This window comes from Algoriphagus sp. 4150 (assembly GCF_031457395.1).
Classification (GTDB): domain Bacteria; phylum Bacteroidota; class Bacteroidia; order Cytophagales; family Cyclobacteriaceae; genus Algoriphagus.
Genome location: NZ_JAVDWS010000002.1, coordinates 374,407 through 401,247 on the forward strand (window position 1 = coordinate 374,407; position 26,841 = coordinate 401,247).

Here is a 26,841-nt window from a genome sequence, read left to right on the forward strand (position 1 = left end):
AAAAGTAGACTGACTTATGAAAGCCGGGAATACGAAGGAATTTCCAGTGTATGGGGAATTCCTGCTTAAGTGAAACGGGGATCTGAGACATACATATTCTGAAATTGGTTTATTAGTCCAAATTGATCTTTAATCCTTTCACTTTTACTTAAGAAATCCTTGCAAAAAAAACCTTAAGTTTGTGCCCTCAATACCAAAATCAACGGATGGCTAAGAAAAGAGGAACTGCTTTAGACGAGAGCGAGAAAAGGAAGTTGAATAAGCAGAATTTAAGCAAACTGGGAGGCATTTTTCAATTTTTGATGCCTTACAAAGGAGCATTCTTTTTAGGATTGATTTTCCTTGTTTTTTCGTCATTAACACTACTTACATTCCCTTACGTAGCCGGCAAGCTTATAGATACCGCCCAGGGTACGGATTGGATAGTCAGTGATATAAACTCCATAGCACTGATACTGGTGGGGATCTTGGCCGTACAGAGTATTTTCTCCTTTTTCCGAGTTTGGCTTTTTGCTTTAGTCTCTGAGCGTTCCATGCGGGATATTCGGTTGGCTCTGTATTCCAGGATGGTGCGCCTCCCGATGACGTTTTTTGACAAGCGTAGAACTGGGGAATTGATAAGCAGAATCACGTCTGATGTGAGTATGCTTCAGGATACGTTCTCTGTGACCCTAGCTGAGCTTTTTCGACAGGTGGTCACACTGGTAGCCGGTGTGATTTTCTTGATGGTTAATACACCCAAATTGACCTTATTTATGCTTGCTACTTTTCCCGTTTTGGTGGTGATAGCAATGGTCTTTGGGAAATTTATCCGAAAACTCTCCAAAAGTACCCAGGATGAACTTGCCGCAGCAAATGTGATTGTAGAGGAAACGCTGCAGTCTATCAGCACGGTGAAATCCTTTGTGGGAGAGGCATTCGAATCTGCCCGGTATGGAGGTGGATTAAACAGGGTAGTGGGGGTAGCCTTAAGAGCAGCCAAGTACAGAGGAGCGTTTATTTCATTTATAATTTTTGCACTGTTTGGAGGAATCGTAGCAGTGATGTGGTACGGAGCGAGTCTGGTGAGTTCCGGAGAAATGAGCGTGGGTGAGTTGGTCTCTTTTGTATTGTATACCACATTTATTGGTGGGTCTATAGCCGGGCTTGGAGATATTTATGGCCAAGTTCAGAAAGCCATTGGTTCCTCTGAGCGCGTATTGGAGATATTGGAAGAGGAGACAGAGTCTGTCTCAGGAGCAAAGGCTACTAATTTTCAAGGAAAGGTAGCTTTCAGAAATGTTGGCTTTCATTACCCTACACGGCCTGAAATGGAAGTCTTACGCGATTTGTCCTTTCATGTGAATCCGGGAGAAAAAGTTGCGCTGGCAGGTCACTCAGGTGCGGGGAAGTCAACAATTATTCAATTGCTGATGCGATTCTACGATGTGCAGCAAGGGTCCATCCAGGTAGATGATCGTCCGTTGAACGAATGGGATTTGCAAAATCTCCGTTCTCACGTAGGAATGGTTCCTCAGGAAGTACTCCTATTCGGAGGGTCAATTCGAGAGAACATCGCCTACGCAAAGCCGGGGGCGAGCGAAGAAGAAATTATTCTTGCCTCCAAAAAGGCTAATGCCTGGCAGTTTATTTCCCAGTTTCCCGAAGGACTGGATACTATGGTGGGAGAGCGGGGAGTGAAGCTTTCGGGTGGTCAAAGACAACGCGTGGCAATAGCCCGTGCTATTCTGAAAGATCCGTCAATTTTGATTCTGGACGAGGCCACCTCTTCTTTGGATGCAGAATCGGAGTCACTGGTGCAAGAGGCTTTGGATGAGTTGATGAAAGGAAGAACTACGATCATTATTGCTCATCGATTGGCCACTATCCGCAAAGCGGACAGGATATATGTTCTCAGTGCCGGAGAAATCATAGAAGAAGGCAACCATATCGATCTTCTGGGTAGAGAGGCCGGTTTTTATGCCAATCTCGTTCGGTTGCAGTTTGCGGATTAACCGCAAGTTGTGGGATGGGATCAAGTTTGTGAATTTAGCTCCCAAAGGATAGGAAAATGGGGCGCTGATTGAATAAAAAAAGCCCTCCACTATAAATCCGGAGGGCAAAGAGATTCAGATACGATTTACTGAGTATTGGTTAAACTTTGAATAAGGCTTCAAAGAAACCCATGGTTTCGCCCTTTTTCTTAAAGATCAGCATAGGGAGTATATTGTTCGCCAAGACTACTTTTTCGGCAACACTTCCCAGAAGTATGGCGGCAGATTTTGTTCTGCCCCGGGATCCAAGTAAGATCATATCTGCTTCAATTAGCTTAGCTTCTTCAAGTAATGCTTTGCCTTGCCCTTCTCCGTCATTGAGTATAAACCGGCAGGTTAACCCATTATGATTGAACTTTTGGATAAAGCGGTTGAAGTCGTCCTGAGCATTTTTCTTCATGATCTCGGAAAATTCTTCAAATGTTTTTCCTGTTTTAGAATATCCTTGTGGTACTTCATATAAGTGTACCGGAACCAGTTCTGCTCCCATCTCTTTGGATATTCTTTCGCCGAAATCATAGATCAGATCAGTATGGTCTGAGAAATCTGAGGGAATCATAATTTTCTTAGGCAGTCCTGGAGGTCTTTTTTCCTGTAGTAGCAAAACAGAGCAGGGGGCTTTTGTTGCCACTCCTTTGGCCAGAGACCCGGTTCCTGCGAGCTCTTCTTTTCTCCCCATGATGATGAGATCTACATCTTTGATTTTTGCCCACCGAAGAAAGGTGTCCAATGGGTGGCTGCCTTCTTCTGCAGAGACTTCAATATCCATACTGGCTGGAAAATCAAACTCCCTAAGTTTGTTTTTAATCAGTGCTTCTATGGACTCATCCCCAGGAGCTAATAATTCGGGATGATTTCTAAGAATTTCATCCGGCACAGCCAAATCCTTTGCTACATGCACAAAGTAGCATTTTTCTATTCCGAGGAAATCTAGGTACACAATCGTTTTCTTGATCAGGATGTCATCCATCTCAGTCAAATCAAGGCCAATCATGGCCTTATAAAAATGCTTCATAGCTATCAGATGTAAATTCTCCTTAATTTAAACCTTTGATCCAGTTTATCGAACAGTTTTTTTGTTTTTACTGGATGATTTCCTTTTCGAGGTAATTTAGCGGGATGAAATCGAGCATGTCAAAGACGACACAGAGGGATGATTATTCACCGAGCGAGATTCCATGGCCTGCCCCGACTATTCGGGGTGGCCATTGAAAAATAAAATATAATCACATGAAATCGAGCATGTCGAAAACGACACACACTGGGATGGTTATAAGCCATGCGAGATTCCATATGACCTTTAAGAAAAAAATATAATCATATGAAAGTGATGCAGAAGTATTTTCTGGCAATCGTGCCTGAAGGCGAGTTTCAGGAGCGTGTAAGCCAGTTGAAGCTAGAGATCAAAGACCGATACCAGGCTAAATATGCCCTGAAATCGCCTGCGCATATTACGTTGAAGATGCCCTTTGTTTACAATGAAGCCAAAGAGGAAGAACTCACTGAGAGGCTTTCCGGGTTTACGGAAAACTATAAGCCAATTGGGTTGACAATTAAGGGAGTGAAAACATTTGGGGAGCGTGTAATTTATTTGGGAGTAGAGTCCGGAGAGGATTTATTTGCTTTTCAAAAGGATTTAAGAGCTTTTTGTAAAAGGGAATTAAATTTGGCAGAAGAATTGAGTGACCGGAATTATCACCCTCATATGACTATAGCCTTTAAGGACATTAAAAAATCTCAGTTTAGGGATATTCTTCAATTTTCTACTGAAATGAATTTGACCCGGAAATTGCGGGAAACCCATATTGTTCTTTTAAAAAAAGTGGAAGGGCGATGGGTTTTATGCAAAAGAATAAAAATGGGCATGGATAACTAGGGTTTAAGACCATTTTTGAACCAAAGCGATAAAAATGCCTTATTTTTTGAAAAAAAATTAAAAATTAATTTTATACTGAAATATCATTTATTTTCAGTATAAAATATTGAGTAGGGTGCTAGTGAATATTTTAACTTCAAAATCTTCACTAAGTTTTTGAAGTTATATGCTCTGTGTATGAAATATTGTTTGGTGAAATACAAAATTCTGTTGAAATCTTATTTTTTAAAGATTAGGTGAAACTTCAACTAAATCAATGAAAACAAAACTTCGTTTAAAAAATCCAAAATTTTATTAAGGTATTTCTTATATGTCTTTAGTTTTTATGCGGAAAACATAATTGTTAGCGGGCAAACCCCATATTGCTAACATTTTTTAACTAAAATCCATATAATGTATTGTCAGGATTTGTGTAGTACACGGAAGCATTTTTTTTCATTTCAAACTTTCCCGTGATATTCGTGTCTAAATATAATTTTATTTAAATAATCAACCTATGAAGAAAGTTTTATTAGCCTTTGCTTTCACGATACTGACCGTGGTGTCTGTATTGGCGCAAAGCAAGACGATCACCGGTAGGGTCACCTCGGCAGAAGAGCCGGATGGCGTACCGGGAGCAAGTGTGGTAGTGAAAGGTACTACTCAAGGAGTGATTACGGATTTGGATGGCAGTTATTCTATTGATGCTCCATCGGATGCCACTACTCTTGTATTCAGTTTTGTAGGCTACCTGTCCAAGGAGATGCCTATCGGTTCCAGTTCCGTTATCAATGTGACTATGGATGTGGATGTGAAAACACTTAATGAGGTGGTAGTAGTAGGATACGGTACTCAGGAAAGAAGAGATATCACAGGATCTGTAACTTCAATTGACAATTCTGCAATCGAAAACTTGGTAACACCATCGTTTGAGTCTCAGTTGGCGGGACGTGCACCGGGTGTACAGATCACTACTCCATCAGGTATTCTGGGAGCAGCTCCTATTATCCGTATTCGTGGAGTGAACTCTCTGACTTCAAGTGCTGGCCCCTTGATAGTGATCGATGGCGTACCGGTAGTTGATGCTGACCGCTCTGCGGTAGTCCCTTCCAATCCCCTTGCAAATATAAACCCAGCAGATATACAGTCTTATGAGGTATTGAAGGATGGTTCTGCAACTGCCATTTACGGTTCCAGAGCTGCAAATGGCGTGATTTTGATCACTACCAAAAGAGGTGTTTCAGGAAAAGCTAAAGTAAGTTATAATACTTCTATGGGTATGAATCAGGCAGTGGAACGATTTGATTTATTGAACGGTGACCAATTTGTGGAAATTGCAAACGAGAAAATCACCAATGTTACCCCAACATCCACTGGAAATGCACGTCCGGGAGTTAATACAGACTGGCAGGATGTGGTACTCAGAAATGGATTTACACAGCAGCATAACCTTTCTATCTCCGGGGGCTCGGATGCGACAAAATATTTCTTTTCTCTAGGATTTACAGATCAGGAATCCGTAGTTGTTGCCAATGACCTTTCTAGATATTCTTTCCGTGCCAATGTGGATCATAGTATTTCAAAAGCGGTGAGAGTGGGAACCTCCCTGTCCTATTCATTGACACAAATCAATGGTCTAAACAATGGTGCAAATTCACTTTCAGGTGCGATCTACAATGCTACACGTGCATTGCCTAACGTTGAGGTTTACGACCCGAGCAATATAGCATTTGACGGGTATAATGTCCAGCCAGATGGTTCTACTACAGGATGGGGGAACAATCTGTCAGGTCCGGATAACAATATCCCAAACATTGGGTTTGTGTTGGAGAACAATATTTACCGAACGAGAGCGCACAGAATCCTGGGCTCTGCTTTTGGAGAAGTAGATATTATTAACGGATTGACAGCAAGAACCCAAATAGGGGTGGATTTAACCTTAGCGGATGATCTGCGTTCTTGGGATCCGAGACACGGAGATGGTAGAGGCACAAATGGCAGTATATATATGGCCTATAATCCGGCTTTAAGATGGAACTGGCAAAATACTGTGAATTATCAGACTGTAATCGCTGAAGACCATAATCTAAATGTGACAGCTGGTATGGAATATCAATTCACTAACTTTTATGCCTTTTCAGGATCGGGGACGGATCTCTCAGATAATTTCTTTAGACGGCAAAACCTAATCACTGGCTCTTATAATAACCAGTTTTCCAGTGGATCATATTCAGAGAGGGGCTTTGATTCTTACTTCGGTAGATTTAATTATAGTTTCAAAGGCAGGTATTTGGCTTCATTTACAGTTCGTAATGATGGGATTTCCGATTTGGTTGGTGATAATAAAAGAGGAACTTTCTACGGCGGATCACTTGGTTGGAGAATTTCCGATGAGGCTTTCTTTAACTCAGATTTGATTTCCGATTTAAAATTGAGAGGTTCTTATGCAGAAGTTGGAAATACCGGTATTGATGCTTTTGCTGCTTTTGGTGGATTCTCTCCAGCCTTGGGTGGTGCAGGAGCGGGGGTTGGTTATGCACGAGTTGCTAACGGTGCCCTTCAGTGGGAAACGTCCAAAAAAGTGAATTTTGGTTTGGACATGACAATCGGTAGGGTAACTATCTCTGCGGACTACTTTGAAAATAATGTAGATGGTCTGATCCTAGCTGCACCTACTGCTCCATCTTTGGGTATACCGGGCAATAGTATTAATCAAAACGTTGGCGCTATGGTAAACAAAGGTTTCGAGTTTAGAGCTATGGCGAATGTTCTTAATAGAGGTAAATTCTCATGGAATACTGATTTCAATATCACCTTCATCAATAATGAAGTGACTGAATTGATTCAGCCTTTGACCGGTACTTATAACAGAACCGTAGTTGGTGGGCCGGTTTCTCAACTATATGGATTCAAATGGGCTGGTGTAAACGCTGCGAATGGGAATGCAATGTATTATACCGGTGAAAATGGCGATATTGTACAGCTGGTAGGTGCTTCTTCTTGGAGAGTTTACGATCCTAGTAACCCTTCCAATGCTGATCAAGCGGGGAGTGCCCCTACTCAATTCTTTCTGGGCAACACACTTCCAAAATGGCAAGGTGGCTGGTCAAACAGCTTTACGTTTGGAAGCTTCGATGCAGAAATCTTTACTAGATTCTCTGGAGGAAACTATATCATGAATGAATCCCAAAGAGGTCTAATGGGGTTAGGCTTCTCTAATAACCATGCTGATATGCTAAATAGATGGACAGAGAGCGGACAGGTAACAGATGTGCCCAAGCTTTATTCAGGTAGAGACACCAATACTTGGATGACTGCAGCAGCTAACAGCAGATTTGTAGAAAAGGGTGATTTCGTAAGAATCCAAAATATCGTAGTAGGATATACTATTCCTGCTGCGGTTTTGGAAAGAGCATTTAATGGTGCTATCTCCAATGCTAGATTCTTTGCGCAGGTACAGAATCCATTCACCTTTACGGGCTATTCAGGACTGGATCCGGAAGCTAATCAGTTCCTTACCGGTACTGGAGCCGATTCTCCGCAATTAAGATACGGCGTGGATTGGAACGTAGCACCGGTGATCCGTACTTATACTCTTGGTCTAAATGTTGGATTCTAATTTTACATTCCAAATAAGAAGAAAAATGAAAAAGTTTTCTATAAAAAATTTCAAACTCGTCTTGGCTGGAGCAGCTTTGATGGGTGGAATTAGTAGCTGTGAAGTGACAGATCTAACTCCTGCAAATCTGATTCCAGATGCAGATGCTTTTGCAACTGCAGATAGAGTAGAAGCAGCCGTTCTCGGTGTATATGAATCAGCGCAAAGAGGGTTTTGGATAAGTGACCCAGACCGTGGCTATCCTTTCGGTGCTGCCAACGTGCAGCAGGGGGATATGAGAGGTGAAGATATGTATAATGATCAAGCCTTCTATGAAGTGACCTATACCAATGCGTATAATTCACAATCTCCCAATAACAATGGGATGTGGATTTCATTATATAGAATGATTAACCGTCTTAATATTTTAATTGAAGCCTTGCCTTCAGTGGTTGAAAATGGGATTCTCACTCAAACAGAAGCTGATGTGTACAAAGGTGAATTGCTTTTTATGAGAGCCTTGGCACACCATGAATTGTTGATTCACTTTGCAAGACCCTATTCTGATGACCCTTCTTCTATGGGAGTTCCTTACAGAACGGTAGGAGTAGATGAGGTGTCTAAACTTCCTGAAGCTGAAGCTTTAGGGAGAGGAACTGTAGGAGAAGACTATGCCCTGTTATTGGCTGATCTGGATGAAGCTGAGCAAAAATTACCGGTAAGAGGAGTAGGAAGAGCCAGCAAGGGAGCTGCTGTTGCCTTAAAATCCAGAATCAAATTGCATATGCAGGATTGGTCAGGCGTGATAGCTGAATTTGAAAAGATTGAAGGCTCCTATGCGGTTACTGCTAACCCTGCCACGCCATTCAGAGGAGGAACTTCCACTGACAATATTTTCTCCTTCCTGAACTCTGAGGGATCAAATCCAGGCACAAATGGTGCTTTGCCGGCCATGTACGGAAACCCTGCTAATGGAGGTCGGGGATTGGTGAAAATATCTCCTATCATCTGGAGGGCAGAGTTTTGGAATGCTGCTGACGCAAGAAGAACTGAGCTTACCTCGCGTAATGACGCAGGCATTTATTCTGCTAAATATATTGATCCTGTTACCCGAACTGATCCCAATACTATTTTGAGGTTTTCAGAAGTGGTACTGAACGCTGCTGAGGCAAATGCTCAGCTCGGTCAATTGACTGATGCAGTTACTCTTCTAAATACCGTAAGAGACCGTGCGCTTCCTGCTTCAGTTCCTTCATTTACTACCGGAAGCCTCGGTGGTCAATCGGGAGTTTTGGAAGCGATTTATAACGAGCGTAGAATAGAGTTTTTGGCAGAAGGCAGAAGATGGGCGGATATCCATCGCCTTGCTGGAGCAGGTGTTCTTCCGGGTATTCCGGCTAAGGCTACCTCTAGAACAATCATAGACTTGGATTTCTATACTACAGATAGGGCGTATAATACTGATTATGCTCTGCCTTATTCAAGCAATTTGTTTATATGGCCAATTCCACTGGCAGAAATCCAAAATAATGCTACTGCTCCTATCGAGCAGAACCCAGGCTATTAAGTTAACCTGAATGATAAACTAAAAGTCCGGCCATTTGGCCGGACTTTTCTATTTTATTTAATCCAAAACGAAAGACCGAATACGCGTGGTAGGATGAAAATATCAATGAAAATGCACTTGCAAAACACCTAAAGACGTAGACCCTAAAAAACAAAATAGCATCGAGTCGAAACCCGATGCTATCTAGTTTTATCTGTAAAGACTGTTACATCTATTCAGGACCGGCCACCATAAATATCGCTGATTGAAAGCCCCAATCTACTTCCTTCCTAGCTGAAATGATCTTGCCACATTAAATCCGAAATGTATATCTCCATCAAAGAAATTTCCCCGAGTGGAGGGGATAAACCCGGAAGGAGTCATTTCATTGGAATTGGTGAAATGCAGCTGGAATACATGGCCACCTGTTTCTATATCCACTCCTATCCCAAGGGAATTATGCCCGGGTAGATCCTTTGCAAACCTATAGTAATATTCACCTGTTAGGCTGACTCTTTTGGATAGTGCCAATCTGCTACCGATCCCCAGTGCCGCCAGATTATTGGGTTCTGTCTCCACGGAAACGAGGTTTCTGTGAACCAAAGTGGGCATAAGTTGCAGGGAAAATAAGGGGCTGAACTTACGGGCTACTATAACTTGATGAACGTATCGCAGCCTTCGCTGAAAAGTCATGGGTAACTCGGGTCTTTTAAGGCTATAGAGGGAGACATCACTCACCCATGTGGCAGAGAGTGGCATTCCTTCGGTTTTCTGTTCGAAAATCCTGCCTTTTACAAATCCGTCATATACTTTGTTCAAAGAATTTCTGCCAAATCCCACTGTAATCCGGTCGGAGAAGGAGTACTCCAATCCAAGCCTTACATTAGAATCATCCAGACCAAACAGATTATATCCTCCGGAATTTATTCTTCCAAAACGGTGGGAGATGATCACATCCAGATTTCCCTTTCCTCTGGTTTCTACAGATTGACCGTTGATTATCCGTGTTCCTTTGAAAGTGCCCATAACGGTTTCCGGCTCCTGTTCGGATTGCGCTCTCAGTTGCTCCAGCATGTCCTGACTTTGGACAGAAAAGGCGATAAGTAAAACAAATAAAGTAGTGAGGCAGTGCTTTTTTAAATCCATTAGTTCTGGTTTTTAAATTCAAATTTTATAGTGACCTCCACCTCCTCGGCTATATTCTGAAACATTAGCCGGGGGATTTCAACATTGTAATCCTTCAGTACAACTTTAAAAACAGCTTGCATTCCTATTTTTCCGCCCTTATCGGTAATTGTCCCTTGGATTTTCACCGGCTTGGTTACACCGTGTATAGTCAGCTCCCCTTCGGCCACGGCGTTGGATTGAGGTTTTTCGGGTATATACCCTGATATTTTTCCCCGAAAATAAGCTTCGGGGAATTTTTCAGATTCCAGGTAGTTTTCATTGAAATGTTCCTTCATTAGGGATTTTCTGAATTCAAATGCGGCGATCGGAATGAGAAAAACTGCCTCCCCACTTACTGGATCGAAAACTGCCGTGGCCTTATTGTTCGTAGCAGTGATGTCCTCCACTAATGCACTGCTAAAAAAGCGTACATAACCCGATTCGGAGCGTAAGGATTGACAGTGAACCTGCAATACATGGAAAAGCAGAAAGGATAAAAGGACTAATCTCTTCATGTGTTTATGATTTGTTTTTTAATGGTCATATCCTGTCTCACATGATGGAAATCATCCTTCTGTGGAGTGCTTCCGTCATACCTGATTTCATGACTTAGTTGTCTTTTGCGCCACCATTTACCCAGCAAAAGATGAGCTCTTTTTGTTCCGCGCTGAGTGATTTACCTGAGCTGGACGGAGGCATAGTTCCTGATTGGGTGTTGGCCCTGATTGCGGAAGCAAACTGTATAATGTTATCAGCGACAGTAAAATCTGCCCTTCCTGTACCTGCCACATGGCAACCGGATACTGCGCAGTTTTGCTGAAGTATGGGTATGATATCCGCCGAAAGTGAGGCATCACTGTCCTCACATCTAGCTGTACTTGGAGGAGGGAGTTGATCTTCAGATTCGGAAGAACAAGAGATGGAAATAAGGAGCAATGCAGCGAAACTCGCTAAAATGGCCCACTGGTGTTTCGGAATGGAAATGTTCGTTTGCATGGTAAGTAAGATTTAGTTTTTGTTAGACAAATAGATTTCTACCGCTCCCTGAAAAGGGAGCACAACTTGATTAAGATTATTTCTGATTATTACCTTTTTGGCAGGTTTGGGTAAAATTTAAGTCCTACAAATAAGCCGGTGCTTTTCAGGGAAATATCTCCTTCTCCCACACCAGTGATGGGTACTTTGAAGTAGGGTTCCACCTGTACACTTAATTTATTCCCTAATTTTCTTTCGTATCCCACACTGAAATTGACTACGCCAAAGAAATGGTTGTTGGCTCCACTGAAATCTAATTCGTGTGAATAGGGGTAGCCAGTTTGGGTATTCCGGTATTCCAGTTTATAATGTTCCTTGAGCATCAAATAGGTAGAAAGTCCTGCGCTTGCAAAAAAGCGCTGAAGTTTGCCCTCAATTGGATAGAATCTCAGATTGAGAGGGATGTCCAGAATGTCACACTCGCCTATCACTCTGTCTGGCTGATCACCATAGCTAAGTTGATACCCATCATTAGCGCTGTAGGGCTTAAAGGAATAGAAAACCCCACTGGCAATACTGATTTTAGGCCGTAGAAAGTACTCTGCACCTATTCCGATTGCCCGTCCGGCTTTTCCTACCTGGTTCAATTTTATTCCGCTCAGATCCGGAGCTGCCTGAAGTGAGACGTTGAATTTACCCGCAAATTGCTTGTCCCTTTTTTCCTTTACCTCTTCTTGGTTTTTGTTAGTCTCTTCAATTTCGCTGCTTTGGGAAGCATTTTTTTGAAGAGGAGAAGCTCCTAAGTCCACTAGAGGTGTTTGATTGATCTCCCAAATTAGAGGAGTGTTTTCCGGGTTTTTGAAACCTGAAATTATCGGAAGGCTGGATGTCCTACCAGCTGTAGATATTTGGCCTTTTTTACTTGCGTGGACGGCCTCTACTGTTCCTGCTGAATTCTGGATTTGTGTGTTTGTCTGTGAATGCTTAAGAGAACTCCCGGATGACTTATTGCCGGCATCGGGTATTGCCTGCCTTACATCCTTTTGGCCAGAATGATCCAAGGCTTGGGTTTCCTCAGACCATTCAGAATCCCCTGAATTCAGGCTGGACAGGTTGTTTTGTGTTTCATAGGCATTTAGGTTTTGATCAGTATCTTGTTTTTCCTGATGTGAGTTCCAGATTGACAGCGATATCATTGAGCTTAGTAAAATAGCTCCGGCCCAGCCCAATCCTTTGCTTCCAAGCCAAGAAGGGGAGGGAGCGGAGATTTGGTCAAGACGGGCTTGCATGTCCCCCCAATCCTCCTCAGAGAAAGGAATCTCCGCCGAGTCAGCTATTTTCCTCAGAATATCATCCAGCTCCTTATCACTCCTATCGTAGGATTTCTTTCTCATGGCTTCTGGGGTTTAACAGCTCTCTTAATTTTTCTCTTGCGCGGGAAAGATTGGATTTGGAGGTTCCTACACTGGTTTCCAGCATTCCCGCTATTTCTTCGTGGGTATACCCATCCAGAATATAGAGATTGAATACCGTACGATATGCTGTGGGTAATCTCTGGATCAGCCTAACCAATTCATCGTACTGCATGCCATCCAAAGCACTAGGCTGGGCATCTTCTGATTCTGGAATAAATTCGAAACCTGTTTCATGGACTTGCTTCTGATGTTTTTTATAATAATTAATGCAGAGATTTACCAATACTTTTCTAAACCAGGGTTTAAATGGCTGATCTGGATTGTACTTTTTAGGCTCGGCAAAGAGTACCATGAATCCATCATGCAGAATTTCCTTTGCTCCTTCACGGTTAGAAGTATACCTAAGGCACACACTCATCCCATAACTGTAATAGAGTCTATACAGTACCTCTTGGTCTTTACGGTTTTTATCCACCAGACCTTGCCAAATTTTTCTGTCCAGAATTTCAGATTTCACATTCCCAAGCTTGCTTTAGCCCATACAAGAGAAAGTAAAAATTGGTTGCGTGGGTAATTAAAAATAAGCAAAGTTTCTATCCTTTTTGCATGTGATAAAAAGCCCGTCTACAGCGTCTTTTCTAATTTTCAGCCGTGATGTTATACATGATTCCGAAGAATCATCAGATATTATTTTTTTCGGATCTTAAAGAAGATTTTCTGATAATCAGTTCTGATCGTAGTGTGATGGTGTCTGTAGTGTGCAAGACTACTCCATTGTCTCCTGTAAGATGGTTGATAAGATTCCTCATCGCCAATTCCCCCATTTCATATCCAGGATAGTTTGTAGTACTAAGATTGGGGTCAATCAGCCTGGAAATCACATCGTTATTAAACCCCATAACTGCTATTTCCTCAGGGATCCGGATCCCCTGTTCTTTCAATTCTTTGATGCAGCGGGCAGCCATAATGTCATTGGATACAAACAGTCCGTCTGGAAGCATATCCCGATTCACTATGAAATCAACGATGGAGTCAATCTTTTCTTCGGTGAAGTCTGCGTGCATGACCAAGTCAGGCCGGTAATCAAGCCCATGATCCATCAGTGCATAGCGGTAGCCTTTCAACCGGTCCAAGTAAACATTTACCTGGCCATTGCCCAGCACATGTACGATCCTTTTGCACCCCTGCTTGATTAAATGCGCCGTAGCATTGTATCCTGCTTGGACATTGTCAATTATTACCCCGGCAAATTTGGTGTTGAGGGGGATCCGGTCAAAAAACAGAACCGGTATATTCTTGTCAAGAAATGGTTTAAAATGATCGTAAGTTGAGGTGTCAGCGGCCAAGGATACCAATAGCCCGTCTACTCTGGAATTATACATGGTCTTTACATTTGCCTTCTCTTTTTCAAAAGATTCAAGGGATTGGCTTATAATCAAATTATATCCCAACTGATTGGCAACTTTTTCCATGCCGGATATCACAGAGGACTGAAACGTGCTGTTCAGCCGGGGTACGATCACACCGATATTATGGGTTTTCTTGCTTCGGAGGTTGGAGGCAAAAACATTAAAACGGTAACCCATTTCACTGGCAGAATCATAAATGCGTTTTTTGGTTTTCTCATTTACTGCGGGGTGGTTATTCAAGGCCCTGCTTACGGTTGTTGAGGATACCCCAAGACTTTTGGCGATATCATAGATGGTGACCTCTTTGCTCATTTCTGTGGGCGATTAAACTAACTTCAAAAGGATGTGGGTTACTACAGACTGCCCTAAAGCTATATAGTTCAGCCGGAAACTCCTCATGTTTGCCGGATTGGAATTGCTTTACCAAGGTGTGTTCTCTGTGTTTTCATGAAATAATTATGAAAACGGAAACATTTTACTGCTTCCCCAAACTTACGGTACTGTCATCAGGACCAGCGTGGGTGATCCGCGGGGCGAATGTGCCGGGCATGTGGGTGATGCTGCTAGTATATTTATTTTTTATGAAAAGCTAGCCTCAATCCCTGCGATATCCAAAATAATCCACTCTTGTTGAACGCTGAACAAGATTCTGAGAAAGCTCAGTCGCTCCCTATTTCTTGCATGTTGTTTTACTTTTCAGCCCCATTTTAACTTCCTTAAAAGGTTGGGCTTGCTTTCGGCACTGACAGTAAATGCATTAGAAAATGAAATATTTTTCTGCAATCGATTGCAATTTAATTTCTTTTTACTCAGATTCATATCGAAATAAGAAACTGTTAATTCAATGCCTATGTAACTAATAAGAATAAGAAGGGGATGCACTGCGGGAGTTGTCAATACCCAATCGAACATACAGTTGCACCATCCCATCCCACATCACATTCAATCTTTATCAGTAAACCCTAAATCCAATTGCATATGACACATGCTACCCAAACCTATGAAGGGCGGGTTTTTAATTCGCTTTCAAGCGCTTTGAAGATCCCCCTACTTATTGTTGTTTATTTAATGGCACATGCCGCCGTCCTTGCCCAGAGCACCATACGGGGGACGGTCACCGACGATACAAGTGTCGGATTACCGGGTGCGACGATCATGCTGAAAGGCACTTCCACAGGTACGACCTCTGATGTAGACGGTAACTTCTCCATTGAGGTGCCCGGCCAGAATGCAGTTCTGGTTTTTTCATTTATAGGCTATCAAACCCAGGAGATTCCGGTAGCCAATCAATCGGTTATCAATGTTCAGTTGAACCCAAGCACAGAATCCCTGGAGGAAGTGATAGTGGTGGGTTACGGTACGCAGCGTGAAGAGGCTGTGACGGGCTCAGTAGCTTCGGTTTCCGGGGATATTATCCGTGAAATCCCCTCTGCCAATATTACTACAGCAATGCAGGGGAGGCTGCCGGGTGTGGAATTTTCCCAGACTTCTACCAGGCCTGGAGCGGCGATGCAGATCAGGATCAGGGGATCCAGATCACTTAATGCCAGCAATGATCCCTTGATTGTGCTGGACGGAATACCCTTCCCGGGCTCGATCTCCGATATCAACCCCAATGACATCAAAAGCATAGATATTCTTAAAGATGCATCAGCCACCGCAATCTATGGTTCCAGGGGGGCAAACGGCGTTGTTTTAGTCACGACCAACAGAGGAAGCAAGGGCCAAAAGCCGACTGTCAATTACAATGGCTTTTATGGCCCGCAGACCGTATTCGCCAAGTTTCCAATGATGAACAATGAGGAGTTTGTGGCATTACGCAAAGAGGCGGGTTTATTTTCAAATGGACCGGATGAATCCGATGCAGTAAATACCGATTGGCAGGATATGTTGTACAAAACCGGTTCACTTTCCTCACATGATGTCAGTGTGGCCGGTGGCACAGAGGGAGGGAATTATAATGTGGGTATCGGCTACCTTCAGGACAAAGGAGTGATTCCATCCCAGCAGTACAGCAGAATCGCCCTACGTGCTTCGGTAGATCAGCAGGTGGGCAAATATTTCCGCTTTGGGCTTACCACCAATAATAACTACAATATCACCGAAGGCGGTCAGGTAGGGTTGGGGTTACTAGGATTTACGCCAATCTCAGACCCTTATCAGGCTGACGGTTCTTGGAAAAGAATAATCAGATCGGCTCAGGATGATTCATGGGTGTACTCCAGAGAGATCGTAGAGAACCTAGAAGATCAATGGCTGAGCGAATCCCGTGCTTTTGCTTCCTACAATTCCATTTTTGCTGAGGTGAAAATCCCCGGTGTGGAAGGATTGAAATACCGGACTAACCTTGGCTTGGATTATCGGCAGGTGAATGGCGGTAGCTTCACCGCCCAAGGTGTTAACAATGTCAGTCCTGAAACCCCTTCTTCAGCAACAGTAAGTAATTCTCATAACTATCACTGGGTTTTTGAAAATCTGATAACCTATGATAAGGCTTTCGGCAAGCATTTATTCAACGTGGTAGGCTTATACTCTGCGGAGCAAAATACATTCAACAGATCACAAATGGGTGCCAGGGATATACCTGCAGAGGCATTCCAGTTTTATAACATCGGTGCTGCAGATGGAGAACTTATCATCAATCCGGCCGACCAACAATATCAGCAGTGGGGTTTGATGTCCTGGATGGGAAGGGTGATGTATTCCTATGATGATAAGTATATGCTTTCTGCTACATTAAGATCTGACGGATCTTCCAGGCTGGCCGAAGGATATAAGTGGCATACTTATCCGGCTATATCTGCTGGATGGAATCTGGCAAAAGAATCTTTTCTTAGTAATAGCGCCACAATCAATCTTTTAAAACTTCGTGTGGGCTACGGGCAGACCTCCAATCAGGCGATTGCACCTTATGCTACCTTGGGAGAGCTGGCAACAAGGCCTTACAACTTTGGAGATGACACCTACACTACAGGTTTTTATGTTTCCCAACTTCCCAATTCTAATTTGGGATGGGAATACTCTGAAACTTGGAATTTTGGAGTTGACTTTGGACTATTCAATGAGAGGCTCAGCGGTACACTGGAATACTACCTTACCAAGACCAATAACATCCTCCTCAACGTAAATCTTCCAAGTACATCAGGTGTGGGTAGCTATACAGCCAATATTGGAGAAACTCAAAATAAGGGAATTGAATTTTCGCTGAACGGCGCAATTATCCAAAACTCAAACGGATGGAGTTGGGATGTGGGCGTGAACATCTATGGAAATCAAAACAAACTATTGTCCTTGGCTTCAGGCCAGCAGCGGGATGAATCTAACTGGTGGTTTGTGGGACAGCCTATAGATGTGATTTATGACTTCAAAAAGGTAGGACTTTGGCAGGAAGGAGATCCTCACCTGGATATTTTGGAGCCGGGAGGTAATGTAGGTATGATCAAGGTCAAGTATAACGGACCATATGACTCCGAAGGAGTACCCACCAGACAGATTGGTCCGGATGACAGAGAAGCAATGAGTGTCCTTCCTGATTTCCAAGGCGGGTTCAATACACGTGTGGCATACAAAGGGCTGGATCTGAATATCGTGGGAGCCTTTAAAAGCGGAGGTGTACTTATCAGTACTTTACATTCTGCCTCAGGTTACTTGAACATGCTCAGTGGACGTAGAAATAACGTCAAGGTGGACTATTGGACTCCGGAAAATACGGATGCCGCTTATCCTAAGCCGGGAGGCATTATCAGTGGTGACAATCCAAAGTACGGCAGCACTTTGGGATACTTTGACGCATCCTATGTCAAGATACGGAATATTTCCCTCGGATATAATTTCAATCAGACTATGCTGGACAACGTGGGGATAGACCGTCTCCGTGTTTACTTCAGCGTACAGAATCCTTGGGTGATATCTTCTCCTTTCCACAAGGAAACCGGCTTGGATCCGGAAACCAATTCCTATGGAGACGAGAATGCAGCCGTTACTACGGCTTATCAACCAAGGTTATTGACATTGGGAACCAATGCACCTGCTATTCGCAATTTTCTTTTCGGCATCAATTTGACATTTTAAGGATGAACATCATGAAAAATAGAACAAGAAAACCCATATTAATATCCTTGCTTACACTCGTTCTTCTTGCCGGCTGTTCCGGGATTTTGGATGAACAGCCACGTAGTACCTACGAACCCAGCTTCTTCCAAACTGAAGCAGGCGTACTGGGTGGATTGACTGGGATGTATGCGCATTTGAGATACATCTATGGGCAGGCGTATTATTACAATACCACCCTTACGGGTACAGATGAAGCTACCTACGCGCAGAGTGCCGATCAGAACTTTCAGGTGATGGATATTTCCGGACAGGGTGAAATCACCTCTACTAGTAGCCGGGCAGATGCGCTTTGGGGTGCTGCTTTCACAAATATCAATACGGCCAGTGGTATTATCGAGAATGCGGCGGAAGTAGGTATTTCGGATGCATTGATAGCTGAAGCAAGGTTTTTCCGTGCATTTGACTATTTCCTTCTAGTCCAGACTTTCGGTGGTGTACCGTTGGATCTTGGGGCCGGAGATTTGGCGTTCAACTCTAACCCGGTAAGGATATCAACCCGCAATACCGTACCTGAAGTATATACGAAAGGAATTTTCCCGGATTTGCTTCAGGCTGTAAATGACCTTCCTGTGGATCCTCGCCTCACCGGAACTGCCACCAAAACCCTCGCTAGATTATATCTGGCTAAGGCATATCTTACCTATGCATGGTGGTTGGAAAATCCGAACAATATCCCAACCTACCCCGAAACCGCCAGAGTAGATCCTGACGGGCACGACCCTCAATGGTATTTTCAGCAGGCTTATGATATTGCTATGGCAGCAATAAATGACCCGGGACCATTCGGCTTGCAAGAGACGTTTTACGATGTAAACTGGGCACCAAACGACCGGAACAATGAAATACTGCTCTATGCTGACCGTACCGAGACCAGCGAGTTCTACAACGGAAGCAGCCTTACCTGGGGAAATGGCGGCGCACCGGACAACTTTGCTGTATGGATGATGACTTGGAATTATACCGTAATTCAGAGCAGTTCTTCTCCTAATTCTTGGTCACCGGTGAATTCGGTTCAAAGAGAAGCTGTGCAGGCCCTTGGAAGACCTTGGACCAGAATGGCCCCTACTATAGGTGCAATCACTAATACCTTTGCGGATAAAAGCAATGACTCTAGGTACGACGGTACATTCACTACCACATACCGCGGCAATTGGGATAAGGCTGGAATGAGTGGACCTCTGTATAATGCCCATCTGCTTGAAATTAACCCAGGAGATCCTGTTCTTACCTTTTTGGATGAAGAACCTGATCAGCCTATTGACTATTCTCTTCCGGTAAGCCAAGGTGGCAACATCGGTGCGGGGACATTGCCGGGCAGATCTGACTTTGTGATAGCACCTACCAATATAAGCAGGATTGTCTATCCTGGGCTTTGGAAATTGGGTGTATACCGAACCGATAACGGCAACGGCCTTGGTCAGCCGAATGCAGCAAGTACCCGTCCGTTCAGCATAGCGAAGTTTTCTGAGCTTTATTTGGTAGCCGCCGAAGCGGCAGTAAAGGGGGCTACAGGGGCAATGTCTGCCAGGGATCTGGTGAATGTGCTGCGTGCAAGGGCAGGAATGTGGAGATGGGATAACGGTGCGGATGCAGAAAGAATTGAAGATAACAGTGCTGAGATGATTGCTGCTACCCCCGCGGTCATCGACATCAACTACATTCTGGCAGAGAGGTCCAGAGAATTTTATGGAGAAGGTTATCGCTGGTATGACCTTATCCGCACCCAGAAATGGGAAGAGCTTGCGGGTAGCTATCAGATTGCCGGAAGTAATTATGGAGACTATACCGCACAGACTGTGACCCGATCCATTAAACCTTTTCATTATTTGAGACCCATTCCCCAAGGGCAAATTGATGCTATGGAAGGAGAAACGGCAAGTTACCAGAACCCAGGGTACGATTGATTTTGGGTAAGCATTACTTAATAAGTGAGGCTGTCCTATTAGTTAGCGACAGCCTCATTTGTTTTATTTCTCGACACTAAGAAATTTGTTCATCAAATAGGACTGTCAGAAGAAAAAATTATTTTTTGGAATTCATTTAGAACCTTTATTTCAGCATGATAAATTCCGTATTTCCTGAGCTTCAAATTTAGTTCTCTAAAACTAATGTTTATCGTATTGGATCTACCTCACAGTTACTAATAAGGATAGTTATTCATAAGTATTCAGATTCGTTGTAAAGGCGGAGAGGTGATCCAAATAGTGGGCTAGTCGGTGGTAATGAACGCGGAAGTAAAATCTTTTTCTTTTTTCTCTGGAAAACCTCGATTGTTGAACTTATCGAACTGTGGGAATAGGAATTCGACCTCCGATCTTTTGACTATACAGGCGCTCAGTCTGAAAACTATCACTTAATACTGTGACTTCTCAAAAAAAAACTCTGTATCCCTTGTCGTGATAATGGACTTCCAAAAAAAATATCTGCCGCAGTCCGTTTCATCATGGCTGGCTTTCAATAATCCTTTTCCCATGAGTGAGCACTCTCTGGGGTTTTAGTGGTTTAAAATACATTCAAAAAAAATAGCCGAGTTTCCCCGGCTATTCAGATTATAGGTTAGAATTATTATTTAATACCCGGGATTTTGATCAGCATTGGTTAGTACAGAATTATTATCCAATTCCACTGTAGGAATAGGAAGGAGGTCATTTCTGGATTGATAACCGAAAATAGGCTCACTTTGTAAAAAGCCCAATCGCCTCCATCTCCGTATATCACGGTTCCTAACTTGCTCCCCAGGCATTTCTACCCTTCGCTCATGCTGAATTGCAATACGTGTTTGTTCCTTGGTGCCGGTAGGATATTTTGCAGTAGGATACGGCGGCATTTTTACATCTGCTCTGTTTCTGGTCATATTGAGATAAGGCAAGGCTGCTGATGGGCCTGAAACTTCATTCTCTACCTCAGCCATCATTAGCAATACATCCGCATATCTGATCACCCGGAAATTGATTCCGGACTGCGTATTTTCATTATCTCTCTTATAAATAGTTTGGTACTTTCTCCAGCTAGGTTTGTTGAAATCACCTTGTACAGTTTTCTCGTCCAGTACGCTGTTACCTCCATTGAATGTGTCACCTAATCTATAGAAATTGTAACTCATTCTTGGATCTTCTTTTGGCGCTCCGTTTGAGGGTTTTTCGAATTCAGCTACCAAACCTGTGTTGGGTATTAAGTTTCTCCAGGCATTTGGGCCATATTCTTGCCCCCTGAAGGTAACCTCAGCTATCCCTGTACCATCAGCATTCCATCCACCTTCGTTCCCGAAAGATTCAGAAAACTGGATTTCCCAGATTGACTCAGAGTTATTTTCATTTTCTTCCTCAAAATTATCAAGATAACGTTCCGTCAAAGAATATTGATTTGAATTGATAATCTCCATCAGGTATGGTTTTGCCCCGGCGAAATCACCTTGGAATAACAATAGCTTCGCAGCAACTGCCTGGGCTGCACCTTTACTTGCTCTTCCCACATCGGATCCAGAATAGGTAGAACTCAAAGGAAGTCTTGAGATTGCCTCATTGAGATCGCTCAGAGATTGCGCAAATGACTCCTCCTGCGTAGATCTTGGCAGCCCCTCAGGGGTGCTGACAGTAGATAGCATCAATGGAACCCCTCCCCATAAGGTAGATAGTTCATAGTATGCTAGGCCTCTAAGAAAATAGGCTTCTCCCACAATTCTAGAACGGAGTGCATCAGTAATATTGTCCGTTGCATTATCTGCGTTTTCCAATACCAGATTCGCTCTGTGAATCAGACGGTACCATCCTCGCCAATTAGCTTCTATGAGGGGATTAGAGCCATCAAACCCGTGGTTAAGAACTTGCGCTCTCTGGGCTTCAAGTTGTGCTCCTCCGCTTTCTACATCATCCGAAAGTAAATCGTGGAGGAAGAAGTATTCTCTGTTATATAAATTATTTCCTTGGAGGGTAGCGTATACCGCATTTACAGCTGCTACAAGTTGAGGGCCAGTACGGTAAAAAGTTTCAGTTCCCAGTTGATTGGGATTAACCGGATTTAATACCTCCTCATCACAGGCTACCATACCAACCGACATGATAATTGCCAAAAGTGTGGATCTTGTTTTCATGATTTTTCCTTTTATAAATTAAAATGCAAGTTGAATGCCTCCCATGAACGTACGTGCAGCAGGGAACTGGCCATAATCTATTCCCGAACCTAGGGATGAATTTATGTCTGTTCTTACTCCAATTTCCGGATCATATCCAGTATACTGAGTGAATGTCAGTAGGTTTTGGGCTGATACATACACACGAAGTTTAGATATAGTCCCTTTGCTCCAAGTTTCTAATACTGTACTTGGAATACTGTATCCCAAGGAGATGTTTTTCAAACGGAGGTAAGATCCATCTTCTACAAATCTGGAACTTGCTCTGGCGTTTCTATTTGGATCACCGGAAATTGCCCGTGGCACATTTGTATCGGTATTGGTAGGAGTCCACCGATCAAGAACCACGTCACTTGCACCAAACAGACGTGTCATGCCTTCTGTATGGAAGCGAAGGTTGTTGAAGATTTCGTTGCCGGAGACTCCCTGCCAGAACATGGTGAAGTCAAATCCCTTATAGGAAGCATTCACATTCAATCCATAAGTGAAGTCTGGTAGATAATGACCTAAGTTTACTCTATCGTTTGCATCGATTACCCCATCGTTATTGATGTCTCTAAACCGGATATCGCCTGCGGCTGTGTGAATAGTAGGATCATACTCACTAAGATCATCCGGTAGGTTTTGCCTTGGGGCAGCTTGGGCCTCTTCATTACTTTGGAATATACCGTCCGCAACCCATCCATAGAAGTAGGCAATAGGCTGGCCTTCTTCAGTAAGGGTCATTGCATCCCCTTGGAAATCCGGGCCAAAGATGGTGTTTCCACTTCCTAGGGAAGTCAATTCATTGGTTACAAATCCCATATTTCCGTTAACTCCCATTTGAAAATCACCTTTACGCATATTGTATCCGGCTGTTATTTCAAAACCAGAATTCCTTACATTTCCTACATTGGCTACCGGCGCGCCATCATATCCCAATGATGGCGGAATAGGAACTCCGAGAAGCATCCCTTTTGTGGTGTTCTCATAAAATTCTAAGGACAGATTAAACTGGTCATTGAATAGACCTAAATCCAAGCCAAGGTTTTTCATGATCGTGGTTTCCCATCTTACTTGGGCATTGGCAAGAGCAGTAATAGTACTACCAGTAAGTAGATTGTCGTCAAAATTGTAAAACAAATTGGAGTTGATGGTTGCTTGATAGACATAGTCACCTATTCTGTCATTTCCTGTCTCCCCGTAGCTTGCTCTAAGTTTCAGATCACTTACAGCTGCGAGATTTTTCATAAATCCCTCTTCGCTAATTCTCCAGCCTAAGGACACAGAAGGGAATGTACCCCACTTATTTTCAGGACCAAATCTTGATCCTCCATCTCTTCTTATGCTCGCGCTTACCAGGTATTTCTGTGCATAATCATAATTAACCCGGCCTACATAGGATATTAACCCATACTCTGTACGGGTACTTGTTGTCGTCTGGTTTTCAACACCTTGAAGTTCTTTTACATCATTTGTCAAGGAATTTTGACCTGCACCGGTCAAGCTTGTAAATGTGGAAGTTTGTCTTTCAATTACTCCCAATAGATCAATGTGGTGTTTGCCGAAATCTTTCTCATAGGTCAGCTGATTGCTGAAAAGTGGAGAAACAAAGTTCGTTTTGGTTTTGGAGATTGTGGCAAAAGGCGAAACACTAAAATCCCCTGCATTGAAACTTGGGGCATATTGGAAATTATCTCCCATTCCCACGTCCAAACCTACCAAAAATTTATAGTCAAGGCCTTTCAGTATATTTACATTGACATAAGCTGAGCCCAAAATTTTGTATTCCTTGCTGTTGTTTTCCCTTAATTCAGCATTTAATACCGGGTTCTCAGGATCTGAACCATCCACTCTGTCGGAAGCCCTAAAGCCACCTTGTCGAGAAGCATCCCGGATTGGGATGTACGGGATAGCTTTTACTATATGCTCCAATTGGCTTCTTCCTCCTGAGAAAGGTTCAATGTTTCTATTTGAATAGGCAATGGTGAGCGTCTGGCCAACTTTTACTCTGTTATGGACTTTGTATTCAGTATTCGAGCGCATTGATACCCGCTCGAAATCTGTACCTCTCATAATGCCTTCTTGAGCAAAGTAGCCTAGAGAGAAATTGTAGAGAACGTTATCAGTACCACCCGATATTCCTAAGTTGTAATCTTGGATAGGAGCTGTACGGAACATTTCATTCTGATAGTCGATGTCATTATTGGCAAACTCCCCCAGATTGTCAAACCGTGCAGGAGCATCATCCCCTGCATTTGCCAGTAGCTCCCTGCCAAATGCGATGTATTGATCTCTATTGAGAAGATCTAGGGTTTTCCAAGCTTGCTGAGATCCATAATATGCATCCATAGTCACTAAGGGTTTCCCTTTTTTTCCTTTTTTGGTAGTCACTAAGATTACTCCGTTTGCTCCTCTAGATCCATAAATGGCAGCTGTAGAAGCGTCTTTAAGTACTTCTATAGACTCTATATCTGCAGGATTAATTTCATTTAATCCTCCTGCCGGCATCCCGTCGATGACATACAAAGGATCATTATTTCCGACAGTACCTATACCCCTGATTCTTACAATAGGATTGGTACCAGGGGATCCGGTATTGGTGACGTTGACACCTGCAGCCCTACCTTGAATGGCTGAGGCGAAGCTTGCTACTGGCAAAGCCCGAATTTCTTCAGAGCCTACAGAGGAAATAGCTCCTGTTACTTTGGCCCGTTCTTGGGTACCGTAGCCGACTACTACTACTTCCGAAAGAGATGAAAGGTCCTCCTCCAGCACTACACTCAATTCGCTGGAATTTCCTACGCGGACTTCTTTGGAGCTGTAGCCAATAAATGAGAAAACTAAGATGGATTCGTCCGAAGGGACAGATAAGCTAAAGTTGCCATCGATATCCGAGGCTGTACCGGTAGTGGTACCCTTAACCAATACATTCACTCCAGGCATGGTCTCGCCGGAGGATGATTTGATCACGCCGCGGACATTTCTTCCCTGGGCGAGGATGCTTCCTGTTGAGAAAATCAATAGGACAAGTGTGAGCAAAAAGCCATGAAAAAGATTCCATGGAGGTAATGCCCGAGACTTTTGGTAAATCGGTTTACACATAAGTTTAGAAAATTTTTAACAGGTTCGTTTAACCTGTTAGGTTTGAGATGGGTAAATTGTAGAATCCTCATTTACAGGATCCGACTATGAATGTAAGAATAATATTGTTTTACCAATAATGTTCTGAAAAATTATTCGTTTTCGATAGAAACACCTGTATGAGCTGAGGTTGGATGGTTGATTCAGTATTTTTATCTGAAATCGAAGCATTATTATTAAAAAATGACAAAACCTTTCCGCTTTGGAAAAAATAATGTTGAAAGAGGCGGATGATGCTGATAATATTCTTGAGTAGGGCGGATGTTTTCTTATTTATTCAAAATTCCGGTTTCCTGATTTTTTCCAAGAATTATGCTTTTGGGAGAATTTGTTTTAAAAAAGAATTGAACAACATTTTTTTGATCAGGGAAGTCTTCGATCAGTAGCGAGTTTTTGACCTTGACAGAAGCCGGTTCTTTTACAGTCTCCGACTCTAGATAGAACCAGCCGGCATCTTCCTCTACTTCATAGCCGATAAAATGTAAAGTGATTGCTTTGTCTTCAATCCAAATCGTATTCTGCGCCAGTAAGTAAGACTCGATTTGGGCACTTAGTTTTTCCTTATTGTGCGGATTTAGAAAATCAATGGGTGTTTCATGAAACCCACTTAGGGCAATTTCCAGATCATCCCAAAATATTTTTTGAGAAATCTCCACATGCTCCGTCTGAGCATTCCATTTGATCTCAGTCAAACTAAGATGAAATGGATGCATGGCTGCCAGCCATCCCAAGCTGATCATGTATATGTAAAAGTGTTGCATTTGGTGTCCTGTAATCTGTCTTTTCTGCTAATTATGACGTATAATTGCGCAATTTACTTCTTTAGAGGTATTTCACCCTTTCTATGAATTCATTTCAATTATATTTTCGTCTTGGCCTTCAGCATATCCTTGATATCAATGGCTACGACCACATTTTATTCGTATTGGCTCTCTGTGCGGTCTTTATTCCCAGAGACTGGCGCAAAGTTGTGATTTTAGTGACTGCTTTCACGATTGGACATTCTATTACCTTGGCACTGGCTACTTTCAGGTTGGTCAATGTGAACTCCGATTTGATCGAGTTTCTGATACCGGTTACGATAGCGATCACGGCATTCATTACAATTCTCCGACCAAAACCGGCCTCCGGCAGGGGGATATCCATCAATTATATCTTCGCATTATTCTTTGGACTAATTCACGGACTGGGATTTTCTACCTATCTGCGAAGTCTTCTGGGCAAAGAAGCGAGTATTTGGCAGCCACTGCTTGCATTCAATCTGGGATTGGAATTGGGGCAGCTGATTATAGTCGCAGTGTTTCTTCTTGTCACATCCATTTTAGTTGGGATTATAGGAGTTAGTAGGAAGGAATGGACATTGGTAGTTGCATCCATGGTTTTTGGTATTGCAATGATGCTGATGTTGGAAGCAAAATTTTGGTAATAAATAACCCAAGGCCTAGGTATATATTTTAGAGTATTTTGACCAAATTAGG

General features: G+C 43.0%; 17 protein-coding genes. 7 read left to right on the forward strand and 10 right to left on the reverse strand.

Annotated elements, in window-relative coordinates:
- The first annotated feature begins 206 nt into the window (after positions 1–206).
- Positions 207–1,994, forward strand: coding sequence for an ABC transporter transmembrane domain-containing protein (locus J2X69_RS04960; RefSeq protein ID WP_310099369.1), 1,788 nt, complete (start codon positions 207–209; stop codon positions 1,992–1,994).
- 139 nt (positions 1,995–2,133) lie between these two features.
- On the opposite strand, the gene J2X69_RS04965 is transcribed toward J2X69_RS04960, so the two are convergent.
- Entirely contained in the window at positions 2,134–3,048 is a 915-nt protein-coding gene (locus J2X69_RS04965) for a universal stress protein (RefSeq protein ID WP_310099374.1), read from the reverse strand.
- Between the two features lie 306 nt (positions 3,049–3,354).
- On the opposite strand from J2X69_RS04965, the gene J2X69_RS04970 reads away from it, so the two are divergent.
- From J2X69_RS04970 to J2X69_RS04980, 3 genes are all read left to right on the forward strand, one after another.
- Positions 3,355–3,909, forward strand: a complete 555-nt coding sequence (locus tag J2X69_RS04970; protein WP_310099377.1) for a 2'-5' RNA ligase family protein — start codon at positions 3,355–3,357, stop codon at positions 3,907–3,909.
- A gap of 496 nt (positions 3,910–4,405) precedes the next feature.
- Positions 4,406–7,507: a TonB-dependent receptor gene (locus tag J2X69_RS04975; protein ID WP_310099380.1), complete on the forward strand. Its 3,102-nt coding sequence runs from the start codon at positions 4,406–4,408 to the stop codon at positions 7,505–7,507.
- 25 nt (positions 7,508–7,532) lie between these two features.
- Positions 7,533–9,053, forward strand: coding sequence for a RagB/SusD family nutrient uptake outer membrane protein (locus J2X69_RS04980; protein WP_310099384.1), 1,521 nt, complete (start codon positions 7,533–7,535; stop codon positions 9,051–9,053).
- 258 nt (positions 9,054–9,311) lie between these two features.
- On the opposite strand, the gene J2X69_RS04985 is transcribed toward J2X69_RS04980, so the two are convergent.
- The 6 genes from J2X69_RS04985 to J2X69_RS05010 all read right to left on the reverse strand — a co-directional run bounded on the left by J2X69_RS04985 (position 9,312) and on the right by J2X69_RS05010 (position 14,310).
- Positions 9,312–10,178, reverse strand: a complete 867-nt coding sequence (locus J2X69_RS04985; protein ID WP_310099387.1) for a DUF5777 family beta-barrel protein — start codon at positions 10,176–10,178, stop codon at positions 9,312–9,314.
- Positions 10,178–10,714 carry a YceI family protein gene (locus tag J2X69_RS04990; protein ID WP_310099389.1) on the reverse strand — a complete coding sequence of 179 codons (537 nt, stop codon included), beginning with the start codon at positions 10,712–10,714 and terminating at the stop codon, positions 10,178–10,180. Before J2X69_RS04990 ends, J2X69_RS04985 begins: the two co-directional genes overlap by 1 nt.
- A 94-nt stretch (positions 10,715–10,808) precedes the next feature.
- Positions 10,809–11,195 carry a 2-polyprenyl-6-methoxyphenol hydroxylase gene (locus J2X69_RS04995; protein ID WP_310099392.1) on the reverse strand — a complete coding sequence of 129 codons (387 nt, stop codon included), beginning with the start codon at positions 11,193–11,195 and terminating at the stop codon, positions 10,809–10,811.
- A gap of 89 nt (positions 11,196–11,284) precedes the next feature.
- Positions 11,285–12,568 (reverse strand): hypothetical protein, encoded by a 1,284-nt coding sequence (locus tag J2X69_RS05000; RefSeq protein WP_310099394.1) that lies wholly within the window; start codon positions 12,566–12,568, stop codon positions 11,285–11,287.
- Positions 12,546–13,106: an RNA polymerase sigma factor gene (locus J2X69_RS05005; RefSeq protein WP_310099398.1), complete on the reverse strand. Its 561-nt coding sequence runs from the start codon at positions 13,104–13,106 to the stop codon at positions 12,546–12,548. Before J2X69_RS05005 ends, J2X69_RS05000 begins: the two co-directional genes overlap by 23 nt.
- A 163-nt stretch (positions 13,107–13,269) precedes the next feature.
- The gene (locus J2X69_RS05010; protein WP_310099401.1) at positions 13,270–14,310 is read right to left on the reverse strand and encodes a LacI family DNA-binding transcriptional regulator; all 1,041 of its coding nucleotides are present in this window, start codon (positions 14,308–14,310) and stop codon (positions 13,270–13,272) included.
- Between the two features lie 666 nt (positions 14,311–14,976).
- Here J2X69_RS05010 and J2X69_RS05015 point away from each other — a divergent pair.
- Positions 14,977–18,069 (forward strand): TonB-dependent receptor, encoded by a 3,093-nt coding sequence (locus J2X69_RS05015; protein ID WP_310099403.1) that lies wholly within the window; start codon positions 14,977–14,979, stop codon positions 18,067–18,069.
- A gap of 11 nt (positions 18,070–18,080) precedes the next feature.
- Complete coding sequence (locus J2X69_RS05020) at positions 18,081–20,015, forward strand: RagB/SusD family nutrient uptake outer membrane protein (RefSeq protein WP_310099406.1); 1,935 nt, start codon at positions 18,081–18,083, stop codon at positions 20,013–20,015.
- 665 nt (positions 20,016–20,680) lie between these two features.
- Here J2X69_RS05020 and J2X69_RS05025 read toward each other — a convergent pair.
- The 3 genes from J2X69_RS05025 to J2X69_RS05035 form a co-directional block, all read right to left on the reverse strand.
- Positions 20,681–22,201 (reverse strand): RagB/SusD family nutrient uptake outer membrane protein, encoded by a 1,521-nt coding sequence (locus J2X69_RS05025; RefSeq protein ID WP_310099408.1) that lies wholly within the window; start codon positions 22,199–22,201, stop codon positions 20,681–20,683.
- An 18-nt stretch (positions 22,202–22,219) separates the two neighbouring features.
- Complete coding sequence (locus tag J2X69_RS05030; protein WP_310099411.1) at positions 22,220–25,324, reverse strand: TonB-dependent receptor; 3,105 nt, start codon at positions 25,322–25,324, stop codon at positions 22,220–22,222.
- Between the two features lie 308 nt (positions 25,325–25,632).
- Positions 25,633–26,124, reverse strand: a complete 492-nt coding sequence (locus tag J2X69_RS05035) for a DUF6702 family protein (RefSeq protein WP_310099413.1) — start codon at positions 26,122–26,124, stop codon at positions 25,633–25,635.
- An 83-nt stretch (positions 26,125–26,207) separates the two neighbouring features.
- On the opposite strand from J2X69_RS05035, the gene J2X69_RS05040 reads away from it, so the two are divergent.
- Entirely contained in the window at positions 26,208–26,789 is a 582-nt protein-coding gene (locus J2X69_RS05040; RefSeq protein WP_310099415.1) for a HupE/UreJ family protein, read from the forward strand.
- Positions 26,790–26,841 lie beyond the last annotated feature (52 nt).

Coding starts and splice junctions, on each gene's coding strand:
- J2X69_RS04960 (WP_310099369.1), top strand. CDS start 207: ATGGCTAAGAAAAGAGGAACTGCTTTAGACGAGAGCGAGAAAAGGAAG.
- J2X69_RS04965 (WP_310099374.1), bottom strand. CDS start 3,048: ATGAAGCATTTTTATAAGGCCATGATTGGCCTTGATTTGACTGAGATG.
- J2X69_RS04970 (WP_310099377.1), top strand. CDS start 3,355: ATGAAAGTGATGCAGAAGTATTTTCTGGCAATCGTGCCTGAAGGCGAG.
- J2X69_RS04975 (WP_310099380.1), top strand. CDS start 4,406: ATGAAGAAAGTTTTATTAGCCTTTGCTTTCACGATACTGACCGTGGTG.
- J2X69_RS04980 (WP_310099384.1), top strand. CDS start 7,533: ATGAAAAAGTTTTCTATAAAAAATTTCAAACTCGTCTTGGCTGGAGCA.
- J2X69_RS04985 (WP_310099387.1), bottom strand. CDS start 10,178: ATGGATTTAAAAAAGCACTGCCTCACTACTTTATTTGTTTTACTTATC.
- J2X69_RS04990 (WP_310099389.1), bottom strand. CDS start 10,714: ATGAAGAGATTAGTCCTTTTATCCTTTCTGCTTTTCCATGTATTGCAG.
- J2X69_RS04995 (WP_310099392.1), bottom strand. CDS start 11,195: ATGCAAACGAACATTTCCATTCCGAAACACCAGTGGGCCATTTTAGCG.
- J2X69_RS05000 (WP_310099394.1), bottom strand. CDS start 12,568: ATGAGAAAGAAATCCTACGATAGGAGTGATAAGGAGCTGGATGATATT.
- J2X69_RS05010 (WP_310099401.1), bottom strand. CDS start 14,310: ATGAGCAAAGAGGTCACCATCTATGATATCGCCAAAAGTCTTGGGGTA.
- J2X69_RS05015 (WP_310099403.1), top strand. CDS start 14,977: ATGACACATGCTACCCAAACCTATGAAGGGCGGGTTTTTAATTCGCTT.
- J2X69_RS05020 (WP_310099406.1), top strand. CDS start 18,081: ATGAAAAATAGAACAAGAAAACCCATATTAATATCCTTGCTTACACTC.
- J2X69_RS05025 (WP_310099408.1), bottom strand. CDS start 22,201: ATGAAAACAAGATCCACACTTTTGGCAATTATCATGTCGGTTGGTATG.
- J2X69_RS05030 (WP_310099411.1), bottom strand. CDS start 25,324: ATGTGTAAACCGATTTACCAAAAGTCTCGGGCATTACCTCCATGGAAT.
- J2X69_RS05035 (WP_310099413.1), bottom strand. CDS start 26,124: ATGCAACACTTTTACATATACATGATCAGCTTGGGATGGCTGGCAGCC.
- J2X69_RS05040 (WP_310099415.1), top strand. CDS start 26,208: ATGAATTCATTTCAATTATATTTTCGTCTTGGCCTTCAGCATATCCTT.